The sequence below is a fragment of the Pseudomonas gessardii genome (assembly GCF_001983165.1).
In the GTDB taxonomy this organism is placed as follows: Bacteria; Pseudomonadota; Gammaproteobacteria; order Pseudomonadales; family Pseudomonadaceae; genus Aquipseudomonas; species Aquipseudomonas gessardii.
The window spans coordinates 21290-33226 of record NZ_MNPU01000032.1 but is presented as its reverse complement, the minus strand read 5'-3'; the positions used below and the strand labels follow the sequence as shown (position 1 = coordinate 33226).

The 11937-nt window shown below is 59.0% G+C and carries 13 protein-coding genes and 1 pseudogene; 11 read left to right on the top strand and 3 right to left on the bottom strand.

All coding sequences use genetic code 11. The features are described from left to right. Positions 1 to 6: 6 nt before the first annotated feature. Together BLL38_RS19930 and zapE are read left to right on the top strand one after the other, a co-directional pair. A complete protein-coding gene (locus BLL38_RS19930; protein ID WP_076964034.1) occupies positions 7 to 1362 on the top strand; it encodes a tryptophan--tRNA ligase in 1356 nt (451 codons plus the stop codon). Positions 1363 to 1441: 79 nt separating this feature from the next. Beyond that, complete coding sequence (gene zapE / locus BLL38_RS19925) at positions 1442 to 2536, top strand: cell division protein ZapE (RefSeq protein ID WP_076964033.1); 1095 nt, start codon at positions 1442 to 1444, stop codon at positions 2534 to 2536. 172 nt (positions 2537 to 2708) lie between these two features. On the opposite strand, the gene BLL38_RS19920 is transcribed toward zapE, so the two are convergent. Then, on the bottom strand, positions 2709 to 3629 hold the full coding sequence (locus tag BLL38_RS19920) for a GlxA family transcriptional regulator (RefSeq protein WP_169866093.1): 921 nt from the start codon (positions 3627 to 3629) through the stop codon (positions 2709 to 2711). A gap of 220 nt (positions 3630 to 3849) precedes the next feature. On the opposite strand from BLL38_RS19920, the gene BLL38_RS19915 reads away from it, so the two are divergent. Next, positions 3850 to 4986, top strand: a complete 1137-nt coding sequence (locus BLL38_RS19915; RefSeq protein ID WP_076964031.1) for an acyl-CoA dehydrogenase family protein — start codon at positions 3850 to 3852, stop codon at positions 4984 to 4986. Positions 4987 to 5098: 112 nt separating this feature from the next. Here BLL38_RS19915 and BLL38_RS19910 read toward each other — a convergent pair whose 3' ends face one another. Further along, the gene (locus BLL38_RS19910; RefSeq protein ID WP_076964030.1) at positions 5099 to 6139 is read right to left on the bottom strand and encodes an NADP(H)-dependent aldo-keto reductase; all 1041 of its coding nucleotides are present in this window, start codon (positions 6137 to 6139) and stop codon (positions 5099 to 5101) included. A 248-nt stretch (positions 6140 to 6387) separates the two neighbouring features. Here BLL38_RS19910 and rplM point away from each other — a divergent pair, with 248 nt between their 5' ends. The 8 genes and pseudogenes from rplM to BLL38_RS19870 form a co-directional block, all read left to right on the top strand. Next, positions 6388 to 6816 carry a 50S ribosomal protein L13 gene (gene rplM, locus BLL38_RS19905; RefSeq protein WP_029291908.1) on the top strand — a complete coding sequence of 143 codons (429 nt, stop codon included), beginning with the start codon at positions 6388 to 6390 and terminating at the stop codon, positions 6814 to 6816. A 14-nt stretch (positions 6817 to 6830) separates the two neighbouring features. Further along, positions 6831 to 7223: a 30S ribosomal protein S9 gene (gene rpsI / locus BLL38_RS19900; protein ID WP_003171743.1), complete on the top strand. Its 393-nt coding sequence runs from the start codon at positions 6831 to 6833 to the stop codon at positions 7221 to 7223. A 267-nt stretch (positions 7224 to 7490) separates the two neighbouring features. Next, positions 7491 to 8084, top strand: coding sequence for a ubiquinol-cytochrome c reductase iron-sulfur subunit (petA, locus tag BLL38_RS19895; protein ID WP_076964029.1), 594 nt, complete (start codon positions 7491 to 7493; stop codon positions 8082 to 8084). Continuing rightward, on the top strand, positions 8084 to 9295 hold the full coding sequence (locus BLL38_RS19890; RefSeq protein WP_076964028.1) for a cytochrome b: 1212 nt from the start codon (positions 8084 to 8086) through the stop codon (positions 9293 to 9295). Before petA ends, BLL38_RS19890 begins: the two co-directional genes overlap by 1 nt. After that, on the top strand, positions 9295 to 10074 hold the full coding sequence (locus BLL38_RS19885) for a cytochrome c1 (RefSeq protein ID WP_076964027.1): 780 nt from the start codon (positions 9295 to 9297) through the stop codon (positions 10072 to 10074). The genes BLL38_RS19890 and BLL38_RS19885 overlap by 1 nt, the downstream gene beginning before the upstream one ends. 150 nt (positions 10075 to 10224) lie before the next feature. Then, on the top strand, positions 10225 to 10842 hold the full coding sequence (locus BLL38_RS19880; protein WP_027604841.1) for a glutathione S-transferase N-terminal domain-containing protein: 618 nt from the start codon (positions 10225 to 10227) through the stop codon (positions 10840 to 10842). 17 nt (positions 10843 to 10859) lie between these two features. Continuing rightward, positions 10860 to 11273: a ClpXP protease specificity-enhancing factor gene (locus BLL38_RS19875; RefSeq protein WP_076964026.1), complete on the top strand. Its 414-nt coding sequence runs from the start codon at positions 10860 to 10862 to the stop codon at positions 11271 to 11273. A gap of 105 nt (positions 11274 to 11378) precedes the next feature. Further along, a pseudogene (locus tag BLL38_RS19870) lies at positions 11379 to 11561 on the top strand (GntR family transcriptional regulator); the annotation flags it as partial. Positions 11562 to 11577: 16 nt separating this feature from the next. Here BLL38_RS19870 and BLL38_RS19865 read toward each other — a convergent pair. After that, positions 11578 to 11790: a hypothetical protein gene (locus BLL38_RS19865; protein WP_076964025.1), complete on the bottom strand. Its 213-nt coding sequence runs from the start codon at positions 11788 to 11790 to the stop codon at positions 11578 to 11580. Positions 11791 to 11937 lie beyond the last annotated feature (147 nt).

Below are 11937 nucleotides of genomic sequence, written 5' to 3'. Positions count from 1 at the left end.
TTACCCATGACGACTCGTACCCGTATCCTCACCGGCATCACCACCACCGGCACCCCGCACCTGGGCAACTACGCGGGGGCCATCCGCCCGGCGATCCTCGCCAGCCAGGATGCCAATGCCGATTCGTTCTACTTCCTGGCCGACTACCATTCCCTGATCAAGTGCGATGACCCGCAGCGCATCCAGCGCTCGCGCATGGAAATCGCCGCGACCTGGCTGGCCGGTGGCCTGGATGTCGAGCGGGTGACTTTCTACCGCCAGTCCGACATCCCGCAAATTCCCGAGCTGACCTGGCTGCTGACCTGCGTTGCCGCCAAGGGTCTGCTCAACCGCGCCCACGCCTACAAGGCCTCGGTGGACAAGAACCTGGAAAACGGCGAAGACCCGGATGCCGGGATCAGCATGGGCCTGTACAGCTATCCGGTATTGATGGCGGCGGACATCCTGATGTTCAACGCCCACAAGGTGCCGGTCGGCCGCGACCAGATCCAGCACGTGGAAATGGCCCGGGATATCGGCCAGCGCTTCAACCACCTGTTCGGCAAGGGCAAAGAGTTCTTCACCATGCCCGAGGCGTTGATCGAAGAAAGCGTTGCCACCTTGCCGGGCCTGGATGGGCGCAAGATGTCGAAAAGCTACGACAACACCATCCCGTTGTTCACCACCGCCAAGGACATGAAGGACGCGATCTCGCGGATCGTCACCGACTCCCGCGCGCCGGGTGAGGCCAAGGATCCGGACAACTCGCACCTGTTCACTCTGTACCAGGCGTTCGCCACCCCTGAGCAGGAACAACAGCTGCGCAGCGAACTGCTCGATGGCCTGGGCTGGGGCGAGGCGAAGAACCGTCTGTTCCAACTGCTGGATGGCCAGTTGGGCGAAGCCCGCGAGCGTTACCATCAATTGATGGCGCGCCCTTCGGATATGGAAGACCTGCTGCTGGTCGGTGCCAATAAAGCCCGTGCCGTCGCCGCGCCATTCCTGCAAGAGCTGCGCGAAGCCGTGGGCCTGCGCTCGTTCGTCAACCCGCCCACCGAGGTGGCCAGCACCAAGAAGAAGGCCGTCAAGGCCGCGCGCTTTGTCAGCTTCCGTGAAGACGATGGCAGCTTCCGCTTCCGCCTGCTGGCGGCCGATGGCGAGCAACTGTTGCTGTCGCGCAACTTTGCCGACGGCAAGGCAGCGGGTGCTGTCACCAAGCAGTTGCAGTCCGGCCAGGCGCTGGATGTGCGCAGTGAAGCCCTGGGCTTCAGCGTGTGGCTTGAAGGCGCCTGTGTCGCCGACAGCCCGGCCTTTGCCGACAGTGCCGCGCGGGATGCGGCCATCGACGCTGTGCGCGTGGCATTGACGCCCATCGAGGACTGACCCGACCAAGGGTTGATTGCCATTATCCGGGGCCGTCGTTACAGTGACGGCCCGTTTTTGTTGCCTTGCTAACGAAATTATGACGCCCCTAGAACGATATCAAGCTGATCTGAAACGCCCCGACTTCTTTCATGATGCTGCCCAGGAAACGGCGGTGCGTCACTTGCAGCGCCTGTACGAAGACCTGGTCGCCGCCTCCCAGAGCAAGCCAGGGATGCTCAGCAAGCTGTTTGGCAAGAAAGACCAGGTGCCGGTCAAGGGCCTGTACTTCTGGGGCGGCGTGGGTCGCGGCAAGACCTACCTGGTCGATACCTTCTTTGAAGCGCTGCCGTTCAAGGAAAAGTCGCGCACGCACTTCCACCGCTTCATGAAGCGCGTGCACGAAGAGATGAAGACCCTGCACGGCGAGAAGAACCCGCTGACCATCATCGCCAAGCGCTTTTCCCAAGAGGCGCGGGTGATCTGTTTCGATGAGTTCTTCGTGTCCGATATCACCGACGCGATGATTCTCGGCACCCTGATGGAAGAGTTGTTCAAGAACGGCGTGACCCTGGTCGCCACCTCGAACATCGTGCCCGACGGCCTGTACAAGGACGGCCTGCAGCGTGCGCGTTTCCTGCCGGCCATTGCCCTGATCAAGCAGCACACCGATATTGTCAACGTCGACAGCGGCGTCGATTACCGCCTGCGCCACCTCGAACAGGCGGAGCTGTTCCACTTTCCCCTTGATGACGCGGCCCACGAAAGCCTGCGCAAGAGCTTCCGCGCGCTGACGCCGGAATGCACCCAGGCCGTGGAAAACGATAAGTTGATGATCGAAAATCGCCAGATCATGGCCCTGCGTACCTGTGACGACGTGGCCTGGTTCGACTTCCGCGAACTGTGCGACGGCCCGCGCAGCCAGAACGACTACATCGAACTGGGCAAGATCTTCCATGCCGTGATCCTCAGCGGTGTCGAGCAGATGAGTGTCACCACCGACGACATCGCCCGGCGCTTTATCAACATGGTCGATGAGTTCTATGACCGTAACGTCAAGCTGATCATCTCGGCCGAAGTCGAACTCAAGGACCTCTACACCGGGGGGCGCTTGAACTTCGAGTTCCAACGAACCCTGAGCCGCTTGCTGGAGATGCAGTCCCACGAGTTCCTGGCACGGGCGCATAAGCCCTAACAAAAAGGCCTGCTGTGATGCAGGCCTTTTTGTATGCGCTCCGGGCAGCAATGAAGATCAATTGTGGGAGCTGGCTTGCCTGCGATAGCGGTGTGTCAGCCAGCTCATCAGTGACTGACTTGCCGCCATCGCAGGCAAGCCAGCTCCCACAGTTGATTGTGTGTGGTTTTAGTTAGGCGGCCTGCTGGAACTGCTGGCGATACTGGTTCGGCGATAACTCCGTGTGCTGCCTGAACAGCCGCGCAAAGAAACTCGCATCGTCGTACCCCACCTCATAGCTGATGGTCTTGATGCTCTTGCGGCTGCCCGACAGCAAGCCCTTGGCCGTCTCGATCCGCAGCCGTTGCAGGTAATGCAGCGGCTTGTCGCCGGTCGCCGTCTGGAAGCGCCGCATAAAGTTGCGGATGCTCATCCCGTGTTCGCGGGCCACGTCTTCAAAGCGGAATTTGTCGGCGAAGTGCTCTTCGAGCCAATGCTGGATCTGCAGGATGATCACGTCCTGGTGCAGCTTCTGCCCACCAAAGCCGATGCGTCCCGGCGCGTAGCTGCGCTGCACTTCGTAGAGAATGTCGCGGGCCACGGCCTGGGCGATATTGGCGCCGCAGAAACGCTCGATCAGATAGATATAGAGGTCGCAGGCCGACGTGGTGCCGCCGGCGCAGTACAGGTTGTCGGCGTCGGTCAGGTGCTTGTCCTGGTTGAGCTGGACCTTGGGGAAGCGCTCGCTGAACGCATTGAAGAAGCGCCAGTACGTGGTCGCCTCCTTGCCATCGAGCAGGCCGGCTTCGGCGAGCCAGAACACCCCGGTGGCCTCGCCGCATAGCACCGCGCCACGCGCATGTTGCTCGCGCAGCCACGGCAGGATCTGCGGGTAGCGCTTGCTCAGGGCGTCGAAGTCATCCCAGAAGGCTGGCAACACGATGATGTCGGCGTTTTCCAGGCCGCCGTCCACCGGCATGATCACATCGCTGAAGCTGCAGACCGATTGCCCGTCGGGGCTCACCAGGCGGGTTTCAAAGGCCGGCGTGAGGCCCAGGCCTTGCTGTTTGCCGTAACGCAGGCTGGCGAGGTGGAAAAAATCCTTGGCTTGCATGAGGGTGGAGGCAAACACCCGATCAATGGCCAAAATGCTGACGCGCCGCAGGGGCGTGGAGACAAGGCTAGACATAATTTCGATTATTCTTATAGGGGAAAGTGGTCAACTAACGGCTGGATCGTCTTATTTTTTGTCGCATGTGTCCAGTGTCCTGTGACAGCCGTGCAGCTTAGGCTCTGTGATCTTGTTTTTGTCTGACCATCGACGCAGGTGCCCCATGATTCCCAGAACCTTGTTCAGCTCCGAGCACGAACTCTTCCGCCAGAGCGTGCGCACCTTCCTCGAAAAAGACGCGGTGCCGTTCCATGCGCAATGGGAAAAGCAGGGCCATATTGATCGTGCCCTGTGGAGCAAGGCGGGGGAGGCGGGGATGCTGTGCTCGCACCTGCCGGAAGAATACGGTGGCCTGGGTGCGGACTTTCTCTACAGCACCGTGGTGATCGAAGAGATCGGCCGCCTGGGCCTGACCGGGATCGGCTTCTCCCTGCATTCGGACATTGTTGCGCCGTATATCCTGCATTACGGCAGCGAGACGCTGAAGCACAAGTACCTGCCCAAGCTCGTTTCCGGGGAGATGGTCACGGCCATTGCCATGACCGAGCCGGGGGCCGGGTCGGACCTGCAAGGGGTCAAGACCACCGCCGTGCTGGATGGCGATGAGTACGTGATCAACGGCTCCAAGACTTTTATTACCAATGGTTTCCTGGCGGACCTGGTGATCGTGGTCGCCAAGACCGACCCCAAGGCCGGCGCCAAGGGCACCAGCCTGTTCCTAGTCGAGGCCGATACCCCGGGCTTTGACAAGGGCAAGCGCCTGGAGAAGGTGGGGATGAAAGCCCAGGACACCTCCGAGCTGTTCTTCCAGGACGTGCGGGTGCCCAAGGAGAACCTGCTGGGCCAGGCCGGGATGGGCTTTGCCTACCTGATGCAGGAGCTGCCCCAGGAGCGCCTGACCGTGGCGATTGGCGCCCTGGCCTCGGCCGAAGCGGCGTTGCAATGGACCCTGGACTACACCCGCGAGCGCAAAGCGTTTGGCAAGGCGATTGCCGACTTCCAGAACACCCGCTTCAAGCTGGCGGAGATTGCCACCGAGGTGCAGATCGGCCGGGTCTTTGTCGACAAGTGCCTGGAGCAGCACCTGCAAGGCAAGCTGGATGTGCCCACGGCGGCGATGGCCAAATACTGGACCACTGACCTGCAATGCAAGGTGCTCGACGAGTGTGTGCAGTTGCACGGCGGCTACGGCTATATGTGGGAATACCCAATCGCCCGGGCCTGGGCGGATGCGCGGGTGCAGCGCATTTATGCGGGGACCAATGAGATCATGAAGGAGATCATTGCGCGGGCGCTTTGAATCTCTGGTGCTTTTGAGGGCCCCATCGCGGGCAAGCCCGCTCCCACCTTTGATCTGTGAATACATTCAAATGTGGGAGCGGGCTTGCCCGCGATGGCGGCCTAAAGGTCAATCAAGGCGCAGGGTTCGGATGATCCTTCTGAATCGCCTCAATCCCCTCCAACACCTCTTTCGACAGCTTCAGCCCGGCACTGGCGATATTGCTGTCCAGCTGCGCAAGCGTCGTCGCCCCGATGATATTGCTGGTCACGAATGGCTGTTGCGTCACAAACGCCAGGGCCATCTGCGCCGGGTCCAGGCTGTGCTCGCGGGCCAGGGCCACATAGCGGCTGCACGCGGCTTCCGATTGTGGGTTGAAGTAGCGGCTGAAGCGGCTGTACAGGCTCAGGCGCCCCTTGGCCGGCCGTGCGCCGCCTTCGTACTTGCCGCTGAGCATGCCGAACGCCAGGGGTGAATAGGCCAGCAAGCCACACTGCTCACGGATGGCGATCTCTGCCAGGCCCACTTCAAAGCTGCGATTGAGCAGGTTGTAGGGGTTCTGGATCGACACCGCGCGGGTCCAGCCACGGGCCTCGGCCAGCGCCAGGAACTTCATGGTGCCCCACGGCGTTTCATTGGACAGGCCGATATGGCGGATCTTGCCGGCCTTGACCTGCTCGTCGAGGGCCTCGAGGGTTTCTTCCAGTGGCGTCAGGTCGGGCTCTTCCTGGTGCTTGTAGCTCAGTTGCCCGAAGAAGTTGGTGCTGCGCTCCGGCCAGTGCAACTGGTACAGGTCGATCCAGTCGGTCTGCAGGCGCTTGAGGCTGGCGTCCAGCGCGTCGACGATGTGCTTGCGGTTGTGCTTGAGCTGGCCGTCGCGGATATAGTCGATGGTGTTGCCGGGCCCGGCGATCTTGCTGGCGAGGATCCAGTCGGCGCGGTCGCCACGGCTCTTGAAGTAATTGCCGATGTAGCGCTCGGTGGTGGCGTAGGTATCGGCCTTGGGCGGCACCGGGTACATTTCTGCGGTATCGAGGAAGTTGATCCCTGCGCCTTTGGCCCGCTCAATCTGGGCGAAGGCCTCTGCCTCGGTGTTTTGCTCGCCCCAGGTCATGGTCCCGAGGCAGATCGCGCTCACGTTCAGATCGGTCCGGCCCAGCTTTCGATAATCCATCGGGTACTCCTTTGGGGAAAACAATCATAAAAGCAGGTTGAATTTTTTTTCGCAATCTGCATAATTGCCCACCTCTTTCTGCAGTGGAAGTGATGCGCCGCCTGCCGAAGAATCTTGCCGTTGAACGGACGCGCTGACCCGAGCCCCCGATAGCGTCTGTATCCGGCTGCCTTTGACTTGTCAAAGTACGCACTATTCAGTAAGATCCGCCGTCTAATTTACAGGGCGGCCCCTGAGGCTATTAAAGAATGACAACTTTTACTGCAAAACCGGAAACAGTTCAGCGCGACTGGTTTGTCGTCGACGCCGCTGGTCAGACCCTGGGTCGTCTGGCCACTGAAGTCGCCAGCCGTCTGCGTGGCAAGCACAAGCCTGAGTACACCCCTCACGTTGATACCGGTGACTACATCGTAATCATCAACGCCGAGCAGGTTCGTGTAACCGGCAACAAAGCAAGCGACAAAATGTACTACCGTCACTCCGGTTTCCCAGGCGGTATCAAGTCTTCGAACTTTGAAGGCCTGATTGCCAAGAAGCCTGAAGCCCCGATCGAGATCGCGGTTAAAGGTATGCTGCCGAAGGGCCCACTGGGTCGCGACATGTATCGCAAGCTGAAAGTCTATGCGGGCGCTGCTCACCCTCATGCTGCTCAGCAGCCCCAAGAACTGAAGTTTTAACGGAATAGTTCATTATGTCGGCGACTCAAAATTACGGCACTGGCCGTCGCAAAACCGCAACCGCACGCGTTTTCCTGCGTCCGGGCACTGGTAACATCTCGATCAACAACCGCACTCTGGACAACTTCTTCGGCCGCGAAACTGCCCGCATGGTAGTTCGTCAGCCGCTGGAACTGACCGAGACCGTTGAAAAGTTCGACATCTACGTCACCGTTATCGGTGGCGGTGTAAGTGGTCAGGCTGGCGCAATCCGCCACGGTATCACTCGCGCTCTGATGCAGTACGACGAAACCCTGCGCGGCGCTCTGCGCAAAGCTGGCTTCGTGACTCGTGATGCCCGTGAAGTTGAACGTAAGAAAGTCGGTCTGCGTAAAGCGCGTAAGCGTCCGCAGTACTCGAAGCGTTAATTCGCTTTACGTTCCACAAAAACGCCCAGCCTCCTCACGGAGCTGGGCGTTTTTTATGGTCCGTGTTTTATGTAGGTTTTTTCTGTGTGACAACTTGCCACATCCGTAGACCCCCTATACTACAAGGCTTGGAGGCTAGGCTGCGGGTAATTACCTTGTCAGAGGTGGGGCTTTTCATTACCATTCGGCAAAATTTTTATAAGTTCAGATTTAATACTTAGTAGACGCCTGATTTAACAGGCCAAAAAGCTGATGGGAGAGGACTGAATGAGCAATGACGGCGTGAATGCAGGCCGGCGTCGCTTCTTGGTAGCAGCCACATCCGTGGTGGGTGCTGCAGGAGCGGTGGGGGCTGCGGTCCCGTTCGTGGGGTCATGGTTTCCCAGTGCCAAGGCGAAAGCCGCAGGTGCACCGGTGAAGGTGAATGTCAGCAAGATCGAGCCAGGCCAGCAGATGATTGCTGAGTGGCGCGGCCAGCCAGTATTCATCGTTCGTCGTACCGAGGAAATCCTGGGGAATCTGAAGAAGATCGAGGGCCAGTTGTCTGACCCCGAGTCCAAGAATTCCGACCAGCCCGCCTACGCCCAAAACGAAGCGCGTTCGATCAAGCCAGAGATTCTGCTGCTGGTCGGTCTTTGCACCCACCTGGGCTGCTCGCCGACCTTCCGCCCGGAAGTCGCGCCAGTGGACTTGGGCAAGGACTGGGTTGGCGGCTATTTCTGCCCTTGCCACGGTTCCCACTACGACCTGGCCGGTCGCGTCTACAAGTCTCAGCCTGCCCCGTTGAACCTGCCGGTTCCGCCGCACAACTACGAATCTGACGACGTTATTGTCATTGGTGTCGATAAGGAGAGCGCGTAATGAGCAAGTTCATGGATTGGGTGGATGCGCGCTTCCCCGCCACCAAAATGTGGGAAGACCATCTCAGCAAGTATTACGCGCCGAAGAACTTCAACTTCTTCTATTTCTTTGGCTCCCTCGCATTGCTGGTTCTGGTCAACCAGATCGTTACCGGTGTCTGGCTGACCATGAGCTACACCCCGTCGGCGGAAGAAGCGTTTGCCTCCGTCGAATACATCATGCGCGACGTCGAGTACGGCTCGATCCTGCGCCTGCTGCACTCCACTGGCGCTTCGGCGTTCTTCATCGTGGTCTATCTGCACATGTTCCGTGGCTTGCTCTACGGCTCGTACCAGAAGCCGCGTGAGCTGGTGTGGGTGTTCGGCATGCTGATCTACCTGGCGCTGATGGCAGAGGCCTTCATGGGCTACCTGCTGCCGTGGGGCCAGATGTCGTACTGGGGGGCCCAGGTGATCATCTCACTGTTTGGCGCGATCCCGGTCATCGGCAACGACCTGACCCAGTGGATCCGTGGTGACTACCTGATTTCGGGCATCACCCTGAACCGCTTCTTTGCCTTGCATGTGGTGGCCTTGCCGATCGTGATTCTCGGCCTGGTGGTACTGCACATCCTGGCGCTGCACGAAGTGGGTTCAAACAACCCGGACGGCGTGGACATCAAGAAGCACAAGGACGAGAACGGCATTCCGCTGGACGGCATTCCATTCCACCCTTACTACACCGTGAAAGATATCGTCGGCGTGGTGGTGTTCCTGTTCGTCTTCTGCTCGATCGTGTTCTTCTTCCCGGAAATGGGTGGCTATTTCCTCGAAAAACCTAACTTCGAGCAGGCCAACGCGTTCAAGACCCCGGAACACATTGCCCCGGTCTGGTACTTCACGCCGTTCTACGCCATTTTGCGGGCGATCCCCGACAAGCTCATGGGCGTCATTGCCATGGGGGCAGCCATTGCCGTGCTGTTTGTGCTGCCGTGGCTCGATCGTAGCCCGGTCAAGTCCATGCGCTACAAGGGCTGGCTGAGCAAGATCTGGCTGTGGGTGTTCTGCATTTCGTTCGTGATCCTGGGCGTGCTGGGCGTACTGGCGCCGACCCCTGGCCGTACGTTGCTGTCGCAGGTCTGCACCTTCCTGTACTTCGCCTACTTCATTCTGATGCCGTTCTACACCCGGCTCGAGAAGACAAAACCGGTTCCGGAAAGGGTGACTGGCTGATGAAAAAATTATTCGCTGCATTGATTCTTGCTGCCCTGCCGGCCCTGTCCCTGGCGTCCGGTGCAGGCGCCGAGCTGGAAAAAGTCGACATTGACGTTTCTGACAAGGCTGCCATGCAAGACGGCGCCCGTACGTTCGCCAACTACTGCATGGGCTGCCACAGCGCCAAGTTCCAGCGTTACGAGCGCGTTGCCGATGACCTGGGCATCCCTCACGACCTGATGCTCAGCAACCTGGTGTTCACCGGTGCCAAGATTGGCGACCACATGAACATCGGCATGCAACCGGCCGATGCCAAGGCCTGGTTCGGGGCTGCACCGCCTGACCTGACCCTGGTGGCGCGCGTCCGTGGCACCGACTGGCTGTATGGCTACCTGAAGTCGTTCTACGAAGACCCTACGCGCCCCTGGGGCGTGAACAACAAGGTCTTCCCTAACGTGGGTATGCCTAACGTGCTGGTCGGCCTGCAAGGGCGCCAGGTGGTAGGCTGCAAACAGGTTCAAGTCGTTGAAAACGGCAAGAAGCAATACGACCCACTGACCGGCACGCCGTTGACCCATGAGGCCTGTGATCAACTGACCATCGTGCCCAAGAGCGGCGCGCTGAACGAGGAGCAGTTCGACGAGAAGGTCAAGAACCTGGTGACCTTCCTGGCGTACTCCGCCAACCCGGTCAAACTGGAACACCAGCGCATCGGCACCTATGTGTTGTTGTACCTGGCTTTCTTCTTCGTATTCGCTTATTTGCTCAAGCGTGAATACTGGAAGGATGTGCATTGATCCAACCTTAGGCAATTGCTGTTAATCTTGCGCGCCCAGCGACGTCTCTGAACGGGTAACGCTCTGGTTGATCCAGGTGTTACGAGAGATGCCCTCTGGGCGCGCTCGTTTTTGAGCTTTCGATAATTTCAACAAGCGAGGAGGACCGCCATGGGCGTGACCAACCGGTTGGCCTGTTACTCCGACCCCGCCGACCACTATTCCCACCGAGTACGCATCGTGCTCGCAGAGAAGGGTGTCAGCGCCGAGATCATCAGTGTGGAGGTGGGACGTCATCCACCGAAACTGATCGAAGTGAACCCTTACGGCAGCTTGCCCACCCTGGTCGATCGTGACCTGGCGTTGTGGGAGTCAACCGTGGTGATGGAATACCTGGATGAGCGTTACCCCCATCCACCTTTGCTGCCGGTGTATCCGGTGGCGCGTGCCAACAGCCGCCTGCTGATCCATCGGATCCAGCGCGACTGGTGTGGGCTGGTGGATCTGATTCTGGATACACGCAGCAAAGAAGCTGCCCGTGTGCAGGCGCGTAAGGAATTGCGCGAGAGCCTGACCGGCGTTTCTCCATTGTTCGCCGATAAACCTTTTTTCCTCAGCGAGGAACAAAGCCTGGTGGATTGCTGCCTATTACCCATACTCTGGCGTTTGCCGATTCTGGGCATTGAACTGCCGCGGCCTGCCAAGCCGCTGCTTGATTACATGGAGCGCCAGTTTGCGCGTGAGGCTTTCCAGGCAAGTCTGTCTGGCGTCGAACGCGATATGCGCTAAGGCTTAAGGAGCCGTTGATGAACTCCAGTCGACCTTACCTGGTCCGCGCGCTCTACGAGTGGATTGTGGACAACGATTGCACCCCGCACATGCTGGTCAATTCCGAGTTCCCTGCGGTGCAGGTGCCACAAGGTTTTGCCAGTGACGGGCAGATTGTCCTGAACGTTTCGCCCAGTGCCGTGCGTCAACTGCACATGGACAATGAAGCGGTCAGCTTTGAAGGGCGTTTTGGTGGGGTACCCCATACGCTCTATGTGCCCATCGGCGCGATCCTGGGCATTTATGCCCGGGAGAATGGCCAGGGCATGGTGTTTGATCTGGAGTCGTCCCTTGAAGACGACGAAGCGATCGACATTGAAGATGACCTGCCGCCACCTGATTCCGAGCCACCGCGCCCTAGCGGCCGGCCGAGCTTGAAAGTGGTGAAGTAACGGAACACAAGCCTACGGGTGAGTGTTGAAAGTGCCTCGGCCTTGGCCGGGGTATTTTTTTGCGCGATTTAAAGCACGGGAAAGGCCGGCAGAACGATGGTTGTACAACTGGCCCATGCTGACCTGCAGCATTACATAAGCCGCCTGAGCCGCGAGCACGAAGAGATTGATGAGGCGATTGCCTGCCAGGATTCAGAGGCGGCGCGGGCGGCGATGCGGCTGTATTTGACCAATAGCCGCGAGCGCTGGCGCCAGGCTCATGAAGAGGCGCAGGCGCAGCGGGGGTAAGCAGGGACCAGATTATTTAAATGGGGGGATATGGGGACGCTTCTGTATCAAAAGTAACAAGGTTGGCATCCGGGTCGTCGAAATTCCAAATCTTGCGCCGGACGATTACCAAGCCCGCGATAGGATCCACTATTTCGTCACCAATATTGGGAAGGCAGCTACAATCGCTCTCGAAATGACGCTTTTCCCCCTTCTTGTGGGCAATTCCAACTTTTACTTTGTTCGCCATAGTGCACCTCAATAAAAATTAAAAAGTTGTAGCGGGATTCCCGGCCTGCCAGCGCACCTGGATGCAGGCTCAGCTGGTTTCTGGGGATCAACTGCACGGTAGGAGGGGGGGCAAAAATGGGCTACTGTCAGAATTAACAGTAGCGAC